The sequence below is a fragment of the Nostoc sp. NMS8 genome (assembly GCF_017115045.1).
In the GTDB taxonomy this organism is placed as follows: Bacteria; Cyanobacteriota; Cyanobacteriia; order Cyanobacteriales; family Nostocaceae; genus Nostoc.
In genome coordinates this window covers 209,809-231,224 of the sequence record NZ_JABXKK010000040.1, presented here as the reverse complement: position 1 = coordinate 231,224, position 21,416 = coordinate 209,809, and the positions used below count along the sequence as shown (strand labels likewise).

At 39.6% G+C, this 21,416-nt stretch carries 28 protein-coding genes and 2 pseudogenes; 22 read left to right on the top strand and 8 right to left on the bottom strand.

What is annotated here, in order from left to right:
• Positions 1-75: 75 nt before the first annotated feature.
• The 3 genes and pseudogenes from HWQ39_RS07085 to HWQ39_RS07075 all read right to left on the bottom strand — a co-directional run.
• Positions 76-237 carry a hypothetical protein gene (locus HWQ39_RS07085; RefSeq protein ID WP_292842962.1) on the bottom strand — a complete coding sequence of 54 codons (162 nt, stop codon included), beginning with the start codon at positions 235-237 and terminating at the stop codon, positions 76-78.
• A gap of 63 nt (positions 238-300) precedes the next feature.
• The gene (locus HWQ39_RS07080; protein ID WP_292842960.1) at positions 301-498 is read right to left on the bottom strand and encodes a hypothetical protein; all 198 of its coding nucleotides are present in this window, start codon (positions 496-498) and stop codon (positions 301-303) included.
• 148 nt (positions 499-646) lie between these two features.
• Positions 647-1,979, bottom strand: a pseudogene (locus HWQ39_RS07075) (site-specific integrase); the annotation flags it as partial.
• 678 nt (positions 1,980-2,657) lie between these two features.
• Here HWQ39_RS07075 and nifK point away from each other — a divergent pair.
• The 12 genes from nifK to HWQ39_RS07015 all read left to right on the top strand — a co-directional run bounded on the left by nifK (position 2,658) and on the right by HWQ39_RS07015 (position 11,446).
• Entirely contained in the window at positions 2,658-4,193 is a 1,536-nt protein-coding gene (gene nifK, locus HWQ39_RS07070; protein WP_292842956.1) for a nitrogenase molybdenum-iron protein subunit beta, read from the top strand.
• Positions 4,194-4,387: 194 nt separating this feature from the next.
• Entirely contained in the window at positions 4,388-4,735 is a 348-nt protein-coding gene (locus tag HWQ39_RS07065) for a Mo-dependent nitrogenase C-terminal domain-containing protein (RefSeq protein WP_292842954.1), read from the top strand.
• A gap of 99 nt (positions 4,736-4,834) precedes the next feature.
• Complete coding sequence (gene nifE, locus HWQ39_RS07060; RefSeq protein WP_292842952.1) at positions 4,835-6,217, top strand: nitrogenase iron-molybdenum cofactor biosynthesis protein NifE; 1,383 nt, start codon at positions 4,835-4,837, stop codon at positions 6,215-6,217.
• On the top strand, positions 6,217-7,554 hold the full coding sequence (gene nifN / locus HWQ39_RS07055) for a nitrogenase iron-molybdenum cofactor biosynthesis protein NifN (protein ID WP_292842950.1): 1,338 nt from the start codon (positions 6,217-6,219) through the stop codon (positions 7,552-7,554). The genes nifE and nifN overlap by 1 nt, the downstream gene beginning before the upstream one ends.
• A gap of 186 nt (positions 7,555-7,740) precedes the next feature.
• Positions 7,741-8,154: a nitrogen fixation protein NifX gene (nifX, locus tag HWQ39_RS07050; protein WP_069069804.1), complete on the top strand. Its 414-nt coding sequence runs from the start codon at positions 7,741-7,743 to the stop codon at positions 8,152-8,154.
• Positions 8,151-8,627, top strand: coding sequence for a NifX-associated nitrogen fixation protein (locus tag HWQ39_RS07045; protein WP_094349966.1), 477 nt, complete (start codon positions 8,151-8,153; stop codon positions 8,625-8,627). The genes nifX and HWQ39_RS07045 overlap by 4 nt, the downstream gene beginning before the upstream one ends.
• An 84-nt stretch (positions 8,628-8,711) precedes the next feature.
• Positions 8,712-8,912, top strand: a complete 201-nt coding sequence (locus HWQ39_RS07040; RefSeq protein ID WP_292842946.1) for a CCE_0567 family metalloprotein — start codon at positions 8,712-8,714, stop codon at positions 8,910-8,912.
• Positions 8,909-9,226 (top strand): nitrogenase-stabilizing/protective protein NifW, encoded by a 318-nt coding sequence (gene nifW, locus HWQ39_RS07035; protein ID WP_193947837.1) that lies wholly within the window; start codon positions 8,909-8,911, stop codon positions 9,224-9,226. Before HWQ39_RS07040 ends, nifW begins: the two co-directional genes overlap by 4 nt.
• A gap of 10 nt (positions 9,227-9,236) precedes the next feature.
• A complete protein-coding gene (locus tag HWQ39_RS07030; protein WP_099099962.1) occupies positions 9,237-10,043 on the top strand; it encodes a HesA/MoeB/ThiF family protein in 807 nt (268 codons plus the stop codon).
• A gap of 93 nt (positions 10,044-10,136) precedes the next feature.
• The gene (locus HWQ39_RS07025) at positions 10,137-10,508 is read left to right on the top strand and encodes an iron-sulfur cluster assembly accessory protein (RefSeq protein WP_094327427.1); all 372 of its coding nucleotides are present in this window, start codon (positions 10,137-10,139) and stop codon (positions 10,506-10,508) included.
• A 261-nt stretch (positions 10,509-10,769) separates the two neighbouring features.
• Positions 10,770-11,069, top strand: a complete 300-nt coding sequence (locus HWQ39_RS07020) for a 2Fe-2S iron-sulfur cluster-binding protein (RefSeq protein WP_292842944.1) — start codon at positions 10,770-10,772, stop codon at positions 11,067-11,069.
• A gap of 104 nt (positions 11,070-11,173) precedes the next feature.
• Complete coding sequence (locus HWQ39_RS07015) at positions 11,174-11,446, top strand: FeoA family protein (protein WP_292842942.1); 273 nt, start codon at positions 11,174-11,176, stop codon at positions 11,444-11,446.
• Positions 11,447-11,539: 93 nt separating this feature from the next.
• On the opposite strand, the gene HWQ39_RS07010 is transcribed toward HWQ39_RS07015, so the two are convergent.
• Positions 11,540-11,749, bottom strand: a complete 210-nt coding sequence (locus HWQ39_RS07010) for a molybdopterin-binding protein (protein WP_292842976.1) — start codon at positions 11,747-11,749, stop codon at positions 11,540-11,542.
• Positions 11,750-12,146: 397 nt separating this feature from the next.
• Between HWQ39_RS07010 and HWQ39_RS07005 the strand changes: the two genes are divergently transcribed.
• The 5 genes from HWQ39_RS07005 (at position 12,147) to HWQ39_RS06985 (ending at position 16,660) form a co-directional block, all read left to right on the top strand.
• The gene (locus HWQ39_RS07005) at positions 12,147-13,028 is read left to right on the top strand and encodes an AAA family ATPase (protein WP_292842940.1); all 882 of its coding nucleotides are present in this window, start codon (positions 12,147-12,149) and stop codon (positions 13,026-13,028) included.
• Positions 13,029-13,063: 35 nt separating this feature from the next.
• The gene (gene lysS, locus HWQ39_RS07000; protein ID WP_292842938.1) at positions 13,064-14,203 is read left to right on the top strand and encodes a homocitrate synthase; all 1,140 of its coding nucleotides are present in this window, start codon (positions 13,064-13,066) and stop codon (positions 14,201-14,203) included.
• Between the two features lie 326 nt (positions 14,204-14,529).
• A complete protein-coding gene (locus tag HWQ39_RS06995; RefSeq protein ID WP_292842936.1) occupies positions 14,530-15,018 on the top strand; it encodes an ankyrin repeat domain-containing protein in 489 nt (162 codons plus the stop codon).
• Positions 14,981-16,267, top strand: a complete 1,287-nt coding sequence (locus HWQ39_RS06990; protein WP_292842934.1) for a SagB/ThcOx family dehydrogenase — start codon at positions 14,981-14,983, stop codon at positions 16,265-16,267. The genes HWQ39_RS06995 and HWQ39_RS06990 overlap by 38 nt, the downstream gene beginning before the upstream one ends.
• Positions 16,268-16,285: 18 nt before the next feature.
• Positions 16,286-16,660, top strand: coding sequence for a hypothetical protein (locus tag HWQ39_RS06985; protein ID WP_292842932.1), 375 nt, complete (start codon positions 16,286-16,288; stop codon positions 16,658-16,660).
• A gap of 32 nt (positions 16,661-16,692) precedes the next feature.
• Here HWQ39_RS06985 and HWQ39_RS06980 read toward each other — a convergent pair whose 3' ends face one another.
• A complete protein-coding gene (locus HWQ39_RS06980; RefSeq protein ID WP_292842974.1) occupies positions 16,693-17,163 on the bottom strand; it encodes a hydrogenase maturation protease in 471 nt (156 codons plus the stop codon).
• Positions 17,164-17,755: 592 nt separating this feature from the next.
• Entirely contained in the window at positions 17,756-18,178 is a 423-nt protein-coding gene (locus HWQ39_RS06975) for a hypothetical protein (RefSeq protein WP_292842930.1), read from the bottom strand.
• A gap of 279 nt (positions 18,179-18,457) precedes the next feature.
• Between HWQ39_RS06975 and HWQ39_RS06970 the strand changes: the two genes are divergently transcribed.
• The 4 genes from HWQ39_RS06970 (at position 18,458) to HWQ39_RS06955 (ending at position 20,273) form a co-directional block, all read left to right on the top strand.
• Complete coding sequence (locus tag HWQ39_RS06970) at positions 18,458-18,832, top strand: cold shock domain-containing protein (protein ID WP_292842928.1); 375 nt, start codon at positions 18,458-18,460, stop codon at positions 18,830-18,832.
• On the top strand, positions 18,829-19,104 hold the full coding sequence (locus tag HWQ39_RS06965) for a hypothetical protein (RefSeq protein ID WP_292842927.1): 276 nt from the start codon (positions 18,829-18,831) through the stop codon (positions 19,102-19,104). Before HWQ39_RS06970 ends, HWQ39_RS06965 begins: the two co-directional genes overlap by 4 nt.
• Positions 19,061-19,753: a transposase family protein gene (locus HWQ39_RS06960; RefSeq protein ID WP_292842925.1), complete on the top strand. Its 693-nt coding sequence runs from the start codon at positions 19,061-19,063 to the stop codon at positions 19,751-19,753. The genes HWQ39_RS06965 and HWQ39_RS06960 overlap by 44 nt, the downstream gene beginning before the upstream one ends.
• A 241-nt stretch (positions 19,754-19,994) precedes the next feature.
• Entirely contained in the window at positions 19,995-20,273 is a 279-nt protein-coding gene (locus HWQ39_RS06955) for a DUF1294 domain-containing protein (RefSeq protein WP_292842923.1), read from the top strand.
• Between the two features lie 48 nt (positions 20,274-20,321).
• Here the strand turns inward: HWQ39_RS06955 and HWQ39_RS06950 are convergent.
• A pseudogene (locus tag HWQ39_RS06950) lies at positions 20,322-20,740 on the bottom strand (type II toxin-antitoxin system VapC family toxin).
• Positions 20,737-20,982, bottom strand: coding sequence for a type II toxin-antitoxin system Phd/YefM family antitoxin (locus tag HWQ39_RS06945; protein ID WP_292842921.1), 246 nt, complete (start codon positions 20,980-20,982; stop codon positions 20,737-20,739). The pseudogene HWQ39_RS06950 and the gene HWQ39_RS06945 overlap by 4 nt, the downstream one beginning before the upstream one ends.
• A gap of 127 nt (positions 20,983-21,109) precedes the next feature.
• Between HWQ39_RS06945 and HWQ39_RS06940 the strand changes: the two genes are divergently transcribed.
• A complete protein-coding gene (locus HWQ39_RS06940; RefSeq protein ID WP_292842919.1) occupies positions 21,110-21,373 on the top strand; it encodes a hypothetical protein in 264 nt (87 codons plus the stop codon).
• Positions 21,374-21,416 lie beyond the last annotated feature (43 nt).

The window sequence follows — 21,416 nt, the reverse complement described above, 5'->3', positions numbered from 1 at the left end:
ATCGCCGCAACCAGTCCATCAAGGTTTAAAGCACCAATCAAGGAAACATTTCCACACTCATCTTTATATTAAAAATTATAATAATTCATTAATAAGGTTTTTTAAAGTGTCTAAATCTGAATAATCTATATGCTCTAAATTAGGAGGTGTATTAATAAAATTACTTAATTCTTTAATTTGTTTTAAAGCCATAGCATTTTGCTTAATAAGATTGTTTGTTATTTTCTGCTGTTCCATAAGTTGGGTTTTTGTATATTCCAATTCCCGTTGAAGTTTGAGTAATTGCGATTCAAAATCTTGTTATTTAGAGCTAATGAGATTTGGTTCAATATCCAAATCTGGAATAATAGTAAAGATTTGTTTGATTTTTCTCCACTGTTGTTTAAGCTTGTTAATTTCATTACTTCGGTCACTCCAAAGCTTTAATTCTATGAACTTCTGAGCAGCAATAGCTTCAAGAAATCCTTTACGTAACTCTTCTAAATCATCTTCTTGCATAGTTTCTAATTTTGTTGCAATCTATTAAAGCTTAAACTTAAGATAACTAACTAGTATCAGTAGTTATATTAAATCTAGTTAAATACACGTAGCTAGTAGGGTGAGTTGTCATGCAGTGCAACGCACCACATAAATTTTCTAAACAAATTTAACTCCGTTTATAAACCAACTCCATTTTCAACTTTTCAATCTCCATCTTCAACTTCTCATTCTCCATTGTCAACTTTGCATTCTCCTCCCTAATCAACTCAACTTGATTCCTCTTACTCAAAGCCTGATTAATCGCCAACTTTCTCATATCTAGCGAAAACCAACGCTGATAAGTTTGAGTATGAACTTGCACACTATGCCCCAAATTATCCGCTGCCGCTTTAATTGGTATCCCCAAAATATGCGCCCGAATTGCCCAAGCGTGGCGTAAATCATAAGGTTTAAAATCCAATCCTATTTTGCGGAACCACCAGCTAACTCGCTGTGTTAATGCGGTTATCTCCGCATGATTAGTGTTATCTTTTTTAGCGATCGCAACCCTTAACATCTCTACATATTTAGGATTTCTCAAATCAAAGTCATCAATCCATTGCCGATGTAATGGCAATGCTTGTCTCTCACCAGTCTTAGAATCCTTATCAACTTTCCATGTCAAATCTGTATTTTCCTGACTCAACCACCAATCAATATCGGGATTAATAAAAAGTTCCCGTGGACGTAAACCAAAAACTGCTAACATTCCATACGTCCAGCGCCAAAGTTGCCAGCTATTTTGGACATTTTGATTAACTTGATTACCTCTGTTATGTTGGTAATCTTCAAACTTGATAATTCCCTCAAATATTTCTGCATCGGTCGGTATATTTCGGGAATTATTCTCCGGCATTTTGAAATATTTCGATAAATCAATTTCGATATTGAATGTCACACAAAATGCTGCGATCGCTCTAGCTGCATTATACTTAGCCCATTCTTTATCGATTTGCTCAATTGAACTTATCAGATGTTCAGCAGTAGCTAAATCTTGAAGATTCGTAAATCTCTTGGTACGGGAAAAGTAATAAAAAAAAGTATGTTCGCTTTTAGTTGTGCGTTTGTGAGTTTTAAAATACTCCTCTTCAAATTTTTCAAGTAATTCTCCTATAGATTGAAAATCTTTTCTAATTGCCTCATTACCTAAATATTTATCATTCCATTCAAACGTTTTACGAGCAATTAACTTCCCTAATTCATAAGCTTCTTCCTCAGCCGTCTTGAGTCCATCCAAGTTAGCGGGAATATTCAAACTGAGATTGTATTGCTTTCTCCCAGTACCGTTGTTATCCTTGTCTCCCGGTTTAATTGGTAACGTCGCTCGTAATTGCAGACTTCCATTCGATTCTCTAATTGTCACCTTTGCCTTTGCAGACTTCAAACGCAGATTAACTTTCTCTAATTTTAGTAGTACTTTTGTTCTCATCGTGCGCTCTTTGTTGCTGTGATTGCAGAGATAAACATAAACACCAGGCGGAGTTGCATATTTGCGGCATGATTTTGCTGGCTTTGTGGGATGGGCATCTTGCCCGTCCTTTGTATTTCCAAGCGGGCAGGATGCCCACCCTACAAGAATCATCCCTTGATTCAGCAACGCCCCGGCTCAGGACAACATTTAGATGATGGGTGAGTCCTGAACCTGATTATGCATCGCTGTGTTTTTAGCCTATATTTAGGCTAAAAATAAATGTGTTCTCAGAAAACAATGTTTAGCAGAGACATTGCTTACTGCAAACATTAGACAGTTGAAAAGAATTAAACCACAAAAAGGATTACTCCGGCCCTTATCACGGTTATGACGGCTTCGCCATCTTCGCTCGTGATATGGACTTGGCACTCAACAGCCCAACCTGGTCATTAATTGGCGCTCCTTGGAATGAAAAAGCTCAGGCTAAGAAGGCTGAAGCTAAGGCTAAGGCTGCCGTCTAAGGAAATGGGAGAGAGCGATAAGTAAGGATAACCTGGGGCTAAAACCCCAGGGGGGGAGTTGGGAATCCAAAATTCAAAACTGAAAAATTAAAAATTTCTTTTGATTTTTGCATTTTGAATTTTGAATCATATTCTCATCTCCCACTCCCGCCTCAAATCCTCATTCCTCGCTCAATAAAGAATTCAGTAACCTTGGAGATCCAGAAATGCCTCAGAATCCAGAAAAAATTCAAGATCACGTCGAGTTATTCCACCAGCCTGAGTACAAACAGCTATTTGAAAACAAAAAGCAGTTTGAAAACGGTCACGAACCCGAAGAAGTACAACGGGTTGCAGAGTGGACAAAGGGTTGGGATTATCGTGAAAAGAACTTCGCTCGTGAAGCTTTAACCGTTAACCCTGCTAAAGGTTGTCAACCACTAGGAGCAATCTTTGCTGCTGTTGGTTTTGAAGGTACTCTACCTTTTGTTCAAGGTTCTCAAGGTTGCGTTGCTTACTTCCGCACCCACTTAACCCGTCACTACAAAGAACCATTCTCTGGTGTATCTTCTTCAATGACTGAAGATGCAGCCGTGTTTGGTGGTCTTCAAAACATGATTGACGGGTTGGCGAACTCTTACCAACTGTACAAGCCCAAGATGATCGCTGTCTGCACCACCTGTATGGCAGAAGTAATTGGTGATGACTTGCAGTCTTTCATCAACAACGCCAAGGAAGCTGGTTCAGTTCCTCAAGATTTCCCAGTACCTTACGCTCACACCCCTAGCTTTGTCGGTTCCCACATCACTGGTTACGACAACATGATGAAGGGAATTCTTTCTAACTTGACCGCAGGTCATAAGAAAGAAACCAGCAATGGTAAAATCAACTTCATCCCAGGTTTTGACACCTACGTAGGCAACAACCGCGAAATCAAGCGGATTGCTTCGCTGTTCGGCTTTGACTACACAATTCTAGCCGACAACAGCGACTACTTGGATTCACCAAACACTGGTGAGTTCAATATGTACCCAGGTGGTACAAAGCTAGAAGATGCAGAAGATTCAATCAATGGTAAAGCTACGATCGCTCTGCAAGCACACTCTACCCTCAAAACCCGCGAGTATATTGAAAAAGAGTGGAAGCAACCAACCTCAGTTTCCCGCCCTTGGGGTATCAAGGGTACTGATGAGTTCTTAATGAAACTCAGCGAACTGAGTGGTATCCCCATTCCCGAACAATTGGAAATTGAACGCGGTCAGGCAGTTGATGCCATGACTGACTCTCACTCATGGATTCACGGCAAGCGCTTCGCTATCTACGGCGAACCAGATTTAGTATACAGCGTAGTTGGTTTTATGCTAGAAATGGGTGCTGAACCTGTGCATATCTTGGTTCACAACACCAACGAAGTATTTGAAGCAGAAATCAAAGAATTGCTTGCTTCTAGCCCCTTCGGTCAACATGCAACTGTTTGGGGTGGTAAAGACCTGTGGCACATGCGTTCTTTGTTGTTCACAGAACCCGTAGACTTCCTTGTTGGTAACACCTACGGTAAGTACCTGTGGCGCGACACCAAGATTCCCCTCGTGAGAATCGGCTACCCAATCATGGATCGTCACCACTTACACCGCTACGCCACCATTGGTTATCAAGGTATAATCAACCTCCTCAACTGGACTGTAAACACCCTGTTTGAAGAAATCGATCGCAACACCAACATTCCTTCTAAGACAGATATTTCCTACGACTTGATTCGTTAGAAATTGCGTAGAAACACAACGTGTTAATTAAAGGGTAAAGAAGGGGAGTAGGGACTGAGGAGTAGGGACTAGGGACTGGGGACTAGGGACTGGGAAAACAACCAATGCCCAATGCCCAATGCCCAATTCCCAATCCCCAACTCCCAATCCCCAACTCCCCTTTTTCTTGATAGCATTTACCCAAGGAATTGATAATGGAAACCATCAATCACACTCACGAACATACTCACACTCATCCTCATCCTAATTACCATCCACCTAACCAGAAAAAACCAGGGTGGTTCCACAATCTTCTTAATCCGTTGCGCCGTGTGGTGGATCGAATTCAGGTTAAACATAATCGCTTCGCTCATCTAATTTGCCAAACAATTCCTTGTTGTTGTCCCTTTGAGCGACAAATTAAATTATTTGGGAAGTGTATTAATATCCCACCACTATGTAAACTCAATCCTTTATATGACGAATTTGTAGGATTGCGTTTCCGCGCCCTATCTTACCTTGCCGATGTATGTGGAGAGGATGTCACAAGATACATTTGTTAGTCATTGGTCATTGGTCATTAGTTATTAGTCATTAGTTGTTAGTTATTCAAAGGACAAATGACAAATGACAAAGGACAATTAACAATTAAGAGAAGAGAGATGAAAAGCACCCAAGGCAAAATCAACGAGCTGCTGACTGAGACAGGATGCGAGCATAATCAGCACAAACAAACGGAAAAGAAAAACAAGTCATGCGCCCAACAGGCACAACCTGGCGCGGCTCAAGGGGGCTGCGCTTTTGATGGTGCAATGATTTCTTTAGTACCGATCGCAGATGCAGCGCATTTAGTCCACGGGCCGATCGCCTGTGCTGGTAATTCCTGGGGCAGTCGTGGTAGTCTGTCGTCTGGCCCTCTACTCTACAAAATGGGCTTTACCACTGACTTGGGTGAAAATGATGTCATCTTCGGTGGCGAAAAGAAACTCTACAAGGCGATTCTGGAACTCAAAGAGCGTTACCAACCAGCAGCAGTATTCGTCTACGCCACTTGTGTTACAGCCTTAATTGGCGATGATATGGATGCTGTCTGCAAAGCGGCGGGTGAGAAAATTGGTATTCCTGTTGTTCCCGTCATTGCACCAGGATTTATTGGCAGTAAAAATCTCGGCAACCGTTTTGGCGGTGAAGCTTTATTAGAATATGTTGTCGGAACAGCAGAACCGGAACATACAACGCCCTATGATATTAACTTAATCGGTGAATATAACATCGCCGGTGAAATGTGGGGAGTCACACCACTGTTAGAAAAATTAGGCATCCGTATTTTGTCTAAAATTACGGGCGATGCTCGCTACGATGAAATTCGCTACGCCCACCGCGCCAAGCTCAACGTCATGATCTGCTCACGAGCGTTGCTGAATATGGCGAGAAAGATGGAGGAGCGTTACAACATTCCCTACATTGAAGAGTCTTTCTACGGCATCGATGATATGAATCGTTGTCTGCGAAATATCGCTGCTAAATTAGGCGACGCTGATTTACAAGAGCGGACAGAAAAGCTAATTGCCGAAGAAACTGCTGCTTTAGATTTGGCATTAGCTCCCTATCGCGCTCGACTCAAAGGTAAGCGAGTTGTGTTGTATACAGGTGGTGTTAAGAGTTGGTCGATTATTTCGGCTGCTAGAGACTTAGGCATCGAAGTTGTTGCTACCAGTACTCGGAAAAGTACTGAGGAAGATAAAGCCAAAATCAAGAAGTTGCTCGGCAACGATGGCATCATGCTAGAGAAAGGCAACGCTCAGGAATTGCTACAGGTGGTTAAAAACACTCGCGCAGATATGCTGATTGCTGGTGGTCGTAACCAATACACAGCTTTGAAAGCTCGAATTCCTTTCCTTGATATCAACCAAGAACGCCATCATCCTTATGCAGGTTATGTGGGAATGATTGAAATGGCGCGGGAATTGTACGAAGCTTTGTATAGCCCAATTTGGGAACAAATACGCAAACCCGCTCCTTGGGAAGAAGAGGAGGAAGTTTAATGGCGATCGTTACCGTTACTAACAAAGCTCTGACAGTTAATCCCCTCAAGCAAAGTCAAGCTTTGGGCGCAACCTTAGCCTTTTTGGGATTAAAAGGGACAATGCCTTTATTCCACGGTTCTCAAGGTTGTACTGCTTTCGCTAAAGTTGTCCTCGTGCGGCATTTCCGAGAAGCGATTCCTTTAGCTACCACAGCGATGACAGAAGTCACTACCATTTTGGGTGGTGAAGAGAATGTGGAGCAAGCAATTCTGACTCTGGTGGAAAAAGCTAACCCAGAAATTATTGGTTTATGTAGTACTGGGTTGACTGAAACTAGAGGCGATGACATTGAGGGTTTTCTGAAGGAAATCCGCGATCGCCATCCAGAATTGAATGATTTAGCGATCGTTTTTGCACCTACCCCAGATTTTAAAGGTGCGTTGCAAGATGGTTTTGCGGTTGCTGTCGAAAGCATAGTTAAGGAAATTCCTCGCGCGGGTGGACTCAGAACTGAACAAGTCACGGTTTTGGCGGGTTCTGCTTTCACACCTGGGGATGTACAGGAAATCAAAGAGATAGTCACCTCCTTTGGACTAGTGCCGATCTTTGTACCTGACCTTGGCGCTTCTCTAGATGGACATTTAGAGGATAATTATAGTGCGGTTACAGTCAGTGGAACTACCTTAAAACAGCTACGAGAAGTAGGTAGTTCTGCCTTTACCCTGGCATTGGGTGAAAGTATGCGGGGGGCTGCAAAGATTCTAGAAGAACGCTTTGGCACACCTTACGAGGTATTTGGCGAACTAACAGGATTAGAACCAGTAGATGAGTTTATCCAAGCATTGGCGATTCTGAGCGGTAACAGCGTACCCGAAAAATACCGCCGCCAACGTCGTCAGTTGCAAGATGCGATGTTGGACACTCACTTTTACTTCGGTGCAAAACGAGTTTCTCTTGCGCTGGAACCAGATTTGTTGTGGTCAACAGTGCATTTCCTGCAATCGATGGGTAGTCAAATTCATGCTGTGGTGACAACCACGCGATCGCACCTCTTAGAAAAACTCCCGGTAAAGAGCATCACCATCGGCGACTTAGAAGACTTTGAGAGTCTAGCGGGTGGTTCTGATTTGCTAATTGGTAACTCGAATGTGGGTGCGATCGCAAAGCGCCTCTCGATTCCTCTTTATCGTCTCGGATTGCCCATTTATGACCGCTTAGGTAATGGTCAATTTACCAAAGTTGGCTATCGAGGCACGATGGAAATTGTGTTTGGCATCGGCAACCTATTTTTAGAGGCAGAAGAAGCGAGAGTTAAACAGTTCCAAGAGTTAGGAATTGTGAGCGCTGAGTTTTGAATTCACACTTGAAATTCAAAACAGTTCAGTTAAAAGTCGATCCTCCCTAACCCTCCTTAAAAAGGAGGGAATAGAGCAAGTCTTAAATTAGCCCCCCTTTTTAAGGGGGGTTGGGGGGATCTTCCGAGGCTAAATATCACTAACTGAACCGTATTGCTTCAAAATTCAAAACTGAGGAGAATTACAATGAAAATAGCCTTCACGACGAGCGACCGAGTTCATATTAATGCCCACTTCGGATGGGCAAAAATGATTGATGTTTACGAAATTACCGATGAGGGATATCACTTCGTAGAAACCCTCACCTTTGAAGGCGAACTCAAAGAAGATGGTAATGAAGACAAAATCACCCCAAAACTTGAGTCAATAGGCGACTGTACGATTATTTACGTAACAGCAATTGGTGGTAGCGCCGCCGCTCGGTTAATCAAGAAAGGTGTCACTCCAGTGAAGGCGCGATCGGAAGAAGAAGAAATTAGTGAAGTGCTAAATAAGCTAGTCAAAACCCTCAAAGGTAATCCTCCACCTTGGTTGCGTAAAGCTTTGCAGCCAAAAACCACAAACTTTGCTGATGAAATTGAAGACGAAGCAACAGTATGACCGCAAATAATAGTGTGAACGGAACCGCTACAACTGAAGTCTTGAACTCACCTTTTCTTAAGGTATTAATCAAACAAATCCGTGGTCAAGACAGCTATGGAGTTTATCGTACTTGGTCGGATGAGTTAATTCTCAAACCCTTTATTGTCACCAAACAAAAGAAACGGGAAATCTCCGTTGAGGGCGAAGTTGATGCGGTAACTCAAGCTCGAATTATGGCATTTTTCCGAGCTGTAGCGGCTGGGATTGAACAAGAAACAGGTTTGATATCTCAGGTTGTGGTTGATTTGAGTCATGAAGGATTTGGCTGGGCGCTAGTTTTTTCTGGTCGTCTTTTGCTAGCTGTAAAAACCTTGCGAGACGCTCAACGCTTTGGCTTTGACTCTCTAGAAAAGTTGGCAGAAGAGGGAGAAAACTACGTCAAAAAAGGTCTTGATTTGGCGAAACGCTTTCCGGAAGTTGGCAACCTGTAATTAGTCATTAGTCATTAATCATTGGTCATTAGTAAAAGACAAAAGACAAATGATTAATGATAAAGGATGAAGGACGAACGACAAATGACAATTGAGGAACTACAAGGACAAATCAGACGGCTCAACAGCAAAGCAGGTCAAATGAAAATGGATCTGCATGATTTAGCTGAAGGTCTGCCAACAGATTACACACAACTTATGGATGTTGCCGCCGCAACTTATGAAATCTATCGCCAGTTAGATGAGCTTAAGCAACATCTGAAACAATTGGAGAGTGTTAAATGACTGGAACTATTGATGAATTCAAGAAGCTCGTAGATGCAGAAGAATTTTTTCAATTCTTTAATATGTCCTACGACTTAGAAGTTGTGAATGTGCATCGTCTACATATTCTGAAAAAGTTTTCTCAACACATGCAGGAAATTGATGATAATTCTCCTGACTTGAGTCAAGAAGAGAAATTAAATCAATATTCTTTGGCTTTGCAAAAAGCTTATCAGTTATTTACCGAATCGACAGCTTATGAACAAAAGCTGTTCAAAGTGTTTAACGACAAGCCGAAAAATGTAGTCACACTGACAGAAATCACTTCTGATTAGGAGGTATAAATTGGTTAACCTAACGCCTACCGAATTAGAACGCTATCGTCGCCAAATGATGCTTCCGAACTTTGGCGAAACAGCACAGAAACGCCTGAAGTCAGCGACAGTTTTGGTTACAGGTGTGGGGGGATTAGGCGGTACGGCGGCGCTTTACTTAGCAGTAGCGGGCGTTGGGCGGCTAATCCTAGTCCGGGGTGGTGATTTGCGGCAAGATGATATGAATCGTCAGGTTCTCATGACTGATGATTGGGTAGGTAAGCCAAGGGTATTCAAAGCTAAAGAAACTCTGGATGCGATTAATCCTGATGTCCAAGTGGAAGCTGTTCATGATTACATCACCCCGGAAAATGTAGATTCGTTAGTGCAATCTGCTGATATGGCTCTTGATTGCGCCCACAATTTTACAGAGCGCAATTTGTTAAATGAAGCCTGTGTGCGATCGCGTAAGCCAATGGTGGAAGCCGCAATGAATGGGATGGAGGCTTACCTGACGACAATTATCCCTGGTGTGACTCCTTGTTTATCTTGTCTGTTTCCAGAAAAGCCTGATTGGGATCAGCGCGGCTTTTCGGTTATAGGCGCTGTTTCTGGGACACTCGCTTGTCTAACAGCACTAGAAGCTATCAAGCTGATCACCGGGTTTAGTCAGCCTCTATTATCGCAATTGCTGACAATCGACCTAAATCGGATGGAATTTGCTAAACGCCGTTCTCACCGCGATCGCTCTTGTCCAGTATGCGGTAATAGTGCGCCTTGGAGACACGCGCAATCTAATTCGATGGAACCTACAGGTATTACACAAAATAGTCATTAGTCATTGGTCATTAGCAAAAGACAAATGACAAATGACAACTGACAACCCACATCTGAAATCAGAACAACTAATCGCTACAAATCAGGAGAACTGATGGCCGTTATCTTATCAGAAAAAGCAGAATTTCATCTGCGGGCATTCCTTAAAGGTTCCGCACCCGACGCTAATGGCGCAACTAAAGGTGTTCGCATCTCGGTAAAAGATGGTGGTTGCAGTGGCTACGAATATGCGATCGATATCACCAGCAAACCCCAACCAGATGATTTGGTAAGCCAGCAAGGCAAAGTGCTAGTTTACGTTGATGCCAAAAGTGCGCCCTTATTAGACGGAGTTATTGTTGACTTTGTTGAAGGAGTGATGGAAAGCGGGTTTAAGTTCATCAACCCCAATGCAACTGATACCTGCGGTTGTGGAAAGTCCTTCAAAACAGACGATGGTACGCCTACTGGTGTACCTTGCAGTTAACATCATTCCGTTAGCACCAAATCTGATTGTAGAGGCTTTCTATAGATGCGGTAAGCGTTCGCGGAGCGTCTCGTAGAGAAGCCCATGCTGCAGGCTTATCGCCAGAGGTAGCTTCTCGTTCGCGTTGCATTCTTTAACCTTATAGAGAAACTAGCTAAAGCGTAGCTTCTCTGTAACAAAAAGCAAAGCAAAAAGTAGGATAGGTTGCTCAAAAATTTCGGAAATTAGACCAACTGTATAACGTTTGAGGAGAATCGAAAAATGGCTACCTACCAAGTTAGATTAATCAACAAAAAAGAAGACATCGACACCACAATTGAAGTTGACGAAGAAACGACAATCTTGGAAGCAGCAGAAGAAAATGGTATTGAGTTGCCCTTTTCATGTCATGCAGGTTCTTGCTCTAGCTGCGTTGGCAAGATTGTTGAAGGTGAAGTTAATCAAGAAGATCAAAACTTTTTAGATGACGATCAGGTTTCTAAAGGATACGCTCTACTTTGTGTAACTTATCCTCGTTCTAATTGCACAATTAAGACTCATCAAGAAGCGTATCTGGTTTAAACTATTACTTTGGTTTCTGCCTTTAGCGACCAAATAAAAAATGAAGGATGAAGGATGGAAATATACTTCCTTCTACCCTTCATAATTCCTAATTTATAATTCAAATGTTTACCCACTTTAGCGTAACTGACTGTTCATTAGAATTATTGAGAAAGGGAGAGCGAGGAATTATTACCTTCTGTAAAACTAAAGATGAAACAATCTTGAGCAAACTTATATCAATGAGAGTAAAACCAGGAGCTAATATCACTTTAAAACAAAAGTTACCCTCTTTCATTATCGAAATTGTAAACACAGATATGGCACTAGATATAGAAAGTATTCGCGCCATTATATTCGGATTATTGATAATTCAATTAATTAACCTCATTACTTAATCAAAAAGAAGATCCCCGACTTATTTAATAAGTCGGGGATCTATAGCCTTTAATTATCACAAACCAAATATGATGAGACAACCTGTCTATTTTTCAATCAACAGCAAGTATTACATCTGATGATTTAATCACAGCATGAGCGTGCTTACCTTCTACAAGTCCTAGCTTTTCTGCTGATGATTTTGTGATGATTGACACTAGCTCTACTCCTGGTGCTATTTCTAAAGTTATTTCAGTATTTACTGAACCATGCGTAACCTTTTTTACAGTGCCTTTTAAAGAATTACGAGCGCTAATTTCCATATTTTTATTTGCCAATTTAACTATTTATACTTTAGTAAAATAGCAAAATTTAATTTGGAAAGTGTGTTTTTTAAGATATCTTAATAAATTTGAAATAATTCTCATTTATCTAAGAGCGACACCTCTGCTTGGTAAACATTACAAAAAGATATAGTTATTTGCTACAAAACTCAGGATAAAACAATTTTCAAAAAAAACCTAATGCCTATGAATATTATCATCAATTTAATAAGGACATTTTTTGTGTATAAATACCGAGGTCTGGATAATATTTTACATTTATACTAACTAAAAAATAGTTCGCCCAAGATTAGAGTAAACCTAGAAGTAGTTTATAAGAAGAATTCTGACTCCTGATTTATTTTACGAGGCTGAAAAAAAAGGTTAATTTTATATTGTGCAATATCGAGTTAATACAACAAGGTCAAATTTATTTTTTGAACACTTAAGTCCAGGTGTAGGCGTAGGATTTCCTGTTCCTAAAGACTGGTTGCCAATAACAACTTTTCCTTTACTAATTATAGTCGGTATGACTGGCGTAGGGAAAAGTACAATCACAAAAGCTTTGGCAGAACAGGGTTTAGATTTTACACTTTTACCGAATCGTCGCGCTTTAACTGAACGTTTAATAATTGCGCCGATGTTAAAAATGGAAGATAAACTTGTGCAACCCCATTGTCGAATTAAACGCCTAACTTATGCTCGCCTTTATCGAGAACACTTCCCTGGTGGAATGGGTCGTATTTTAACTTCGCTATATATCAATCCACAACAAGTTAATTCTCTGTTAGTTTTTGATAGTTTGCGTGGTGAAAATGAGGTTAACTATGCAGCGACGACTTTAGAAAATGCTAAATTTGTAATGTTGACCGCACCAAATACAGTGCGTTTAGAAAGGCTTCTAAAGCGTCACGATCCTTTTGATCGGATTGATAATCAAGAGCTAGAATATAATAGGCAAATTCCGCCAGAAGCACTGACTAATTTTGCTAGTTTTGGTGTACCAGAGGCTTCTGCTTATTTTACTCCTCAAGAAGAACAAGAAATCTTAGAACTTGTAAGCAAACAAGTTGTTACAGATGTAGAATTGCGGGATAAACTAAAAATATTTGTCGAAGAGAGCCAGACCTATGATTCGGTTCCGACAAAACAGATTTTAGAAGCGATGGATACAAGCGATCGCTCTCTTATAATTGATACTATAACTAGTCCCCAAGAATCAGCCAAAGTAATTATTTCTCGATTATGCAAATCTGTTAATATAAAAACTAATAAGTAAATATCCTTAGTAATACTTAGCACAAGGATTGCTCAATGTCGCTATCTGAATTTGCAATTGTAGAAAGTACTCTCCGTGAAGGTGAACAATTCGTCAAGGCCAATTTCTCTTCAGATGATAAAGTCGAAATTGCTGAAGCGCTTGCTGCATTTGGAGTAGAATATATAGAGTTAACGTCACCAATTGCTTCACCTCAGTCTAGACAAGACTGTGAACGATTGGCTCGGTTAGGCTTGCCATCCAAAATATTAACTCACATTCGCTGTCATTTAGAAGATGCTAAAGTCGCTTTAGCCACAGGCGTTGCTGGGATTAATTTAACTATTGGTAGTTCTTCTTTGATGCGCCAGTTCAGTCATGGTAAAAATATTAATCAAATTATTGATTTAGCATCTGAAGTTTTAACTTTTATTCATCAGCAAGCCCCCGATATTGAGTTACGGTTTTCGGCTGAGGATTCGTCACGCACTTCTATAGAAGATTTAATCACAATTTACTCAAAAATTGAAAAGTTAGGAGTTGTCAAACGCATAGGAATTGCCGATACAGTAGGAATTATTACACCAATGCAAGTATTTGAATTAGTAAAGACTTTGCGCCAGTTCACTAATTTAGATATTGAGTTTCATGGTCATAACGATACAGAGTGTGCAAATGCTAACAGTTATACGGCACTAGAAGCAGGAGCAACTCATATTGACACTTGTGTTTTGGGAATTGGTGAACGCAATGGTATTACCTCACTAGCTGGATTTATTGCGAGGTTATATGCTACAAATCCAGAGCAGATTAAGTCTAAATATCGCTTGGATGAACTTGGTTCCTTACATGAATTAGTTGCGAGAAAAGTAGGGATTTCTATTCCTTTTAATCACTGTGTTTTTGGAGAGAGTGCTTTTAGTCATAAAGCTGGCATTCATACTAAAGCTATGCTCAATAACTCTGAGACTTATGAAGCTATTAATCCCCGGAGTTTCGGTGTAACGCGCTCAATCTTAATTAATCATAAATTGGCTGGAAAACAGGCGGTTAATCACCGAGCTAATGAATTAGGACTTTCCTTTAATTTATCCCAGCTTAAAGATATTACCCATAGATTGAAAGCTTTAGCTGATAACCAAAGTCTTACTATCGAAGATGTAGATAATATTTTATATTCTTATCATTGTCAGTAAAATTGAAAATATAGACACTTACTGTCCAAGTGCAGATCCCCGACTTCTTGAAGAAGTCGGGATCTAAATCCATCTATATCTGCTATTAGTCTATCTTATGAAAGAAAACTGTAAAAATTACTGCTTTTCCATTATTTTTCAAGCTTTTTTAAAAAGAATGTTTTCTGTTCTTTATAAATGATTCATAATTTAAACTTATAAAGTTGATAGCATATATGTAAGTTAAAAGGATTTAAATCACATTTTTGCAAAAATGGTGAGCATTGCTCACCATTCTATTTGCCAAGCAAATTTATATTAGTAAAAAAGTTAACTGAGGAGTACTTATGAATCGAACCAAAAGTCAAAATTTGAGTGAAGCTACAATCCAATGGCTAATAGCAAAAGGCTATAATTCTAGCGATTTAAATCAGCCAGGTGAAAATGGCGATACAGCTTTGATGAAAGCTACAAGAGAAGGAGTTTATGCAGTCGTCAAAGAACTAATTGATGCAGGTGTGGATATCAATGCTCGAAATAGCGATCGCAACAATGCTTTGTGGTTTGCTTGTTTTGGTAATCACTACGATTTAATTAATTTACTGCTGGCTCACAACATTGACATTGACAACCAAAATGATAACGGTGCAACTGTTTTAATGTACGCAGCATCAGCCGGAAAGACAGAAGTTGTCAGGTTACTTTTACAACATCATCCTAATTTATATTTAAAAAACTTAGACGATTATAAAGCAATAGATTTTGCTAATAACGTAGAAGTCTTAAGGATAATTAAAAATGCCATCAAGTCAGATACCGGGCAAAACTTATCATGACGCTACTAAACATTCTTACTTATCGGTACAACTCGATCCAAATTATGTAGATGGTTCAACACAGCCATCTGCATTTAAACTTTATCCCAAGTTTTATCGAAGAGTAAAATTAAATCTCAATAATCCTCTTCATTCTTTTATCTCGTTAACCAGTGCGATAACACTAGAAAAAGTATATAAAGATGGCCCTTATAAACTGCGGGTAAATCCATCAGCAGGCGCTCTGTATCCTACAGAAGTTTACGTACAGATTCGCGGCATTGAGGGAATAGTAAATGGTATATACCATCTAGAAGTTGAGAATAATTGTCTAACTCTCATCTATGAATTAATTGATGATGGGTTAGAGAGTTATATTATACCGGGTAAATGTATCAACGGATTCATCTTTTTAATTAGTTGTGTTTATTATAGGTCTAGTTGGAAATATCAAAATAGAAGCATGAGATATTGCTTATTAGATAGCGGACACCATTTAGGTGCTGTTGCAGCTTCAGCTTATCTCCATGAAAAAAATATACAACTAGTTTTTGACTTTGATAAACTTGCGCTCAATTCAGATTTGGGTTTTGAGAATAAGGAGTTTATTACTGGTTGTGCGGTGTCAGGAGAAATACAAGACAAGAAAATCAGACGCTTAAGGCTAAAAATTCCTTTTGTCTCTGGTACTGATTATTTTGAATCCAATCAATTTATTGAAGATGCCTATCAAGCAACTGCTCTACAAAAGAGTCGCCAGCAAAAATTAGAGTATCCTCAATTTGATTTTGATCGGGATAAATTTTATCAAACTGTTTGGGATAGACGTTCTATTAGACGTTTCCGGAAAGAGGCTATTTCTCAAGAAGATTATTTATATGTAGTGCAACAACTTCAACAGTCAATACCGACAGAAAACTATGAGGAAATAGAAATTTACTCAGTGGTGCATCGAGTAGAGGGAATGACACCTGGGTTATATAGAGGTACGCATCTGGTTAAGACGGGTAATTTTAGTGAAAAGACAGGTTATTTATGTATTAATCAGGCTATTGCTAGAGATGGCGCTGTAACTTTATTTTTTGTGTCAGATTATTTAAATTATCAAACTGCTATGCAAATAGCTGGTTTTCTCGGACAAAGACTTTATTTAACTAGTAATTATTTGGGAATTCAGTGTAGTGGAATAGGTGCTTATTATGATGACGAAACCCAAGAATTATTAGAAACAAATAAAGATGTACTTTATGGAATGGTGATTGGAATATAAGCAGGAAGCTAAAGAGAGATGGCTAGAAAGATGTATTACTTTAATGGTGATGACTCACATCCTATACAACCGACATCTGCGGATATTATACTGCGGCAACAGCTAGAGGATTCTATTAGCAGATACTTTTATGAAGCGTGCGATCGCACCATCCAAAATCTGCTGTCTGATTGTCGGTGGTATGTTACAACCCACGCCAATGCTCTGACATTGGTAATTGAATGTCCCGATCAAGTTATTAATTGGCGTGTTTTACAAAAAATTGTGCCAATGGGGACATTGCTATATGGAATTGTTAACAGTGCTAAAATCCGTGTTTGTCCGCCAGAAAGTCAAGGAATACCTTTTGAAATGAGGGTAGATGAACTTTCTGTTTATCGAGATTGGGCATAAGAGAAAGGTTAAGAGTTAGGAGTTAGGAATTTTTATTTATTATTCTGTTTGATAAGTGCAGCTACCTCTTCAAAAACCAAATCAGCAGAATGTTTGATAGCAGGACTTAACTCTAGTCCCAAACTAAGATTTGCCGCTTCAATTAAATAAACTGTCACATCTTCGGGAAAATCATTTTGAAAAATTTTCCGTCCGGCGGCTAAAGCATTATCCCAACGAAAATCGTGCAAGTTATAACTAGGTTCTGGCATTGCTTCCAGTTCTTTTCCTGGAACTTTAAACACAGCACCCGGTTCTGAACCAGTTGAACTTGCATCAATAATTACTAATTGTTTACTACCTCTAGCTTGAAACATTACTTCCATCCCTGCGGTGCCACAGTCATATACTCGCACGTTAGGGTGAGGGTTTTCAGCTAGATATTTTTGTAAGCGCTGGGCGATGATTACGCCTACTGCGTCGTCATTGCGATTGAGATTGCCGCAACCGATAATAGTGAGCATGGGATGAAATTTAATCACTTTAGTGAGTTGCAAAAGCACTGTCATCGATAAATAGATGAGGTAAAGCACAATTTCAGGCAGTACTAGACCGCCAATAGCAGTATTCTAAATTTTGATATGTTAGACTGCTGAGTGCGCTTTAACATCCTAGACATAAGACATAAATGTTTATCTGCTCTTTAGTGCCGGATAACATTATAGGCAGCGTGTTAAACCGTATAAAAGTAGTTAAATAAATAGTTAGGCGTGCTACCTACACTTAAAGTATTATAGTCAATATTCTTAATATTGTAGGTTTAGTTCTCGGCTTCATAGGTGCCTTTCTCGCCTTTCTCGATAGTTGGCGCACTGGCTCACGGTTTAGCGAGAGAGGCGTTAAACTTGGGTATGAACCAACTTTGAACACGTGGTTTTGGAAATCATGTGGAAGTATTGGCTTCGCACTGATTACGATCAGTTTTGCTCTCCAATTGTTCGCCGCCTGTACTGGTATCGAGTAGGTTGTACATTAGCCAATCAAGAGTGACTGAAACAGAGGCTCTGACTAAATAATACAGACAAAGCCTCTGAAAACCAAATTATCAGTAGAAAACTATAACTCTACACCGTGTTTCTTGGCAACTTCAGTTAGTTTCTCATACTGATGTTGTGATGCTTGAGTTAATATCTCTTCAGCCTGTTCTTTAGTACTTCCTTCTTTAGGAATTAAATACTTGACATAAAGAGATACAAAATCAGCTGCGATCGCTAAACCAGATAAAGCGTGTTTGTCAGCTTCCTTACCTGCGATCGCAGCCACCAAACCAGCTTTAATTGGGTCTGGTTTAACTTTCATGAACTGCTCGACCAGTTTAGGAACGTAGTCTTCTGGTGGCAACTTATCTAACTTACTTCTATCAGGAGTAAAGTTAAATTCTGCGGCTTGAGCTTGCTCTAAAACACACCATTCTATGTATTCTTGCAATGCTGCATCGGGAACGCGAGGAAGATAATTATGTAGCGCTAAATCAGACACAAGCTTACCGTGTAAATTGCTGTTTTATGCAAATGCATTAACGCAAGCCTAACGCACTGTTTCTATAAGTTTTAGTGTGGTACGCTACGAGTTTTAAATATCAGGCATTGGGAATAGTCCATTGGTTATTACGACATTTTTGCCAAATTAAAAGAGTTGGTGGGGCGATGTCTCCGACGGGCTACGCCTACGCATTTTTGATGTTGTCTATTTGTGTAGACAAGGGCACAATATAAGAAAGGTATAAATATAAGGAAGGTATAAATATATGATTTATTCATGAAACCTGCTTTACATAAAGGGCAACTAATCAGATGGAATGACAATCGCGGCTTTGGTTTCATACAACCAGATGATGGTAGTCAAGAAGTCTTTTTACACATTACGGCATTGAAAGACGTTAACCACCGTCCCCAAGTTGATGATTTCATTTGTTATCAGTTAACAGCTAGTAAAGATGGCAAAGTACGCGCTTGTAATGCTTATATCGAAGAAGTTAAATCAAAATCCTTATCTTCTACCGCACGAAATAAGTCTATATCCAGAACTGTAGACAAATCTTTATCATTAGCATTAAATACATTAGACATCTCCAAAATAGTAACGTTCTATGGTAAGAGAACATTAGAGAGCTTTTTGGACACAAAAACATGAGCGAGATTTTGAATTATATTGAAGGGAACAAAAAAGAAACACAGCGCTTAATTGGTCTGGAGTATGAACAGTTACAACATTTAATCCAAAATGCGGAACGATTACATCACGAAAAACAAGCGGTCTTAGAATCAAAAAAAGTAAGAATTATTTCTGGTGGTGGAGGTCGTAAACCAAAACTATCTATAACCGAACAAATAATTTTAAATGAAAGTTTATCTCCGACACATGACAACCTTTCAACTTCTGGGTATCGAGTTTGGAGTAAGTGAATCTACAGCTAATGATACGTTTAATTATTGGTTGCCTACTTTACGAGAACTGCTACCATCTAGTTTACTTGAGCAAGTAAAAAAAAACGCTGCTGACCATGAAATAGTGAAAGAAGTTCTGACAGAATATGAATTAATAGTACATAGCTATGAACAAGTTAGAGAAAGACCTGGAGACAAGGATGAACAAGAAAAATATTTTTCAGGTAAGAAAAGTAATCATACATTCAAAACTCAAATGATTATCATGCCAGATGGTAGAGATATCGTTGATGTTGTGACAGGAGAACCTGGGCCAATAAGCGATATAAGTTTGTTTCGAGCCAATCGTGATAACTTTGACTCAAAACAAAGTTTTAAGGGAGATTTAGGTTATTTAGGAGAAGATTTAATTGATACTCCAATTAAGAAACCAAAAAATAAAGAGTTAACAACTGATCAGAAAAAATTAAACAAGGAGTTTTCCTCTAAACGAATATTTGTCGAACATCGAATCCGTTCGGTAAAAATATTTCGAGTTGTTCAAGACAGATTTAGGTTAAATCTAAAAAAGTATGAACAAGTTATTATGACAATTTGTGGATTAGTCAGACTACGAATTAGAGCGCTAATATTACCATTAAAAATATCTGCTATGTCATTAGGTTAAAATTAACGCATATAACTAAATATTTTTGCCTAATTATCAACAGTAAATATCTCAAAGCCTTATTTTTTCGTACAGACTACCTAATTTAGGATGATTGCATTTACGGACTATAACCTAGCCACATAAAGGCTTTGAACGTTTTCGGACATGTCTATTACTTTTATCTTTACTACCAGGGTTAGGTTCAATCCATCTTGCACTAACAACTGGCAACCCAATTCCGCTAATTCTTTATCCTGTCATGAGTTTCATTACCTTTGGACTATATGCCGATGATAAGTCTCGCGCACAAGAAGGACGATGGAGAAGGCAAGAAAATACTTTGCATCTGTGCGAATTTATGGGTGGTTGGTTAGGTGCATTTGTTGCTCAACAGAAGCTACATCACAAAAGCAGCAAAGTTTCTTATCAAGTTGTATTTTGGGTGATAGCAATTCTTCACATTGTATTTTGGTTGGATTGGCTATTTTTTAGTAAAGCGTTGATAAATCTGTTTTTCGGTATTGCTTCTAGGGGGTAATTGAGTCAAGTCAACGATCAATCTAGTAAGTTTTAAGATGGTGAAGTTTTATGATTTTGCTGCCCAAAGTAGTGAAATGTCGTACTTATTAAATATTGAATCGGCACTCACAAGCGTCATTTCTTCTATCTGAGCCTGTGCAATCAACATTCTGTCAAAAGGATCTCGGTGATGCAAAGGTAACGCAGCCGCTTGTAAAGCATGAGAAGCTGTAATTTCTAGCGATGCCTACGGCTGGCTACGCCTACGCATTGCCAACACCGTCATCCGACTAGAAATATAACTGTCTAGGGATCTGGCAGTGGTAACTTGCCGATCGCAACTTTTATCCCCATTTCCCAAATGCTGGCAACTGAGAGCCACAATTCATTCGTTTCATCGGCAATATGGGCGATTGCTGCTTCATTCAAAAGCTCTGGTTGGGTAAACCACCATAACCAGCACTGTGTATCTAGCAAGAGTTTCAATCCGCACCGCCTTCAAATGCTGCCAAAATTTCTTCTGGCAAAGGGGCATTAAAGTCATCTGATACTACAAAACGCCCTTTGTCTTGTCCTAAACTATTGAGTCGATTTGATGAGGAGCGAAACGGAACCAACTTGGCAACAGGAATACCTCGGTTGGAAATAATGATTTCTTCTCCAAGTTCTACGCGTGACAACAGCTTTGAGAGATTCGTTTTAGCTTGATGAATATTTACAGTTTCCATAAGATTAAACTAAGTCTGTAAACTAAGTTTAGTGTTTTTGTCGTAGTGGTGCAAGAGCGATGTCTACGACGGCCTACGTACGCCTACGCTCAGTTAGATGACCGATCCAGTAAGCTGTAAGTAAGCGTTGTCCAATGTAGTCGCCGAAGTAGCAAATGTAGTCGCCGAAGTAGCAAATGCGAACGCCGAAATAACAAATACGATCGCCGAAATAGCAAATGCGAACGCCGAAATAGCAAATGCGAACGCCGAAGTAGCAAATGTAGTCTCCGAAATAACAAATGTAGTCTCCGAAATAGCAAATGTAGTCGCCGAAATAGCAAATGTAGTCGCCGAAATAGCAAATGCGAACGCCGAAATAGTAAATGCGATCGCTTCTTTGGTGGTATAGACAGTAACTATCATTCTTGAGTAGAGCGTTCGCAAAATATGCA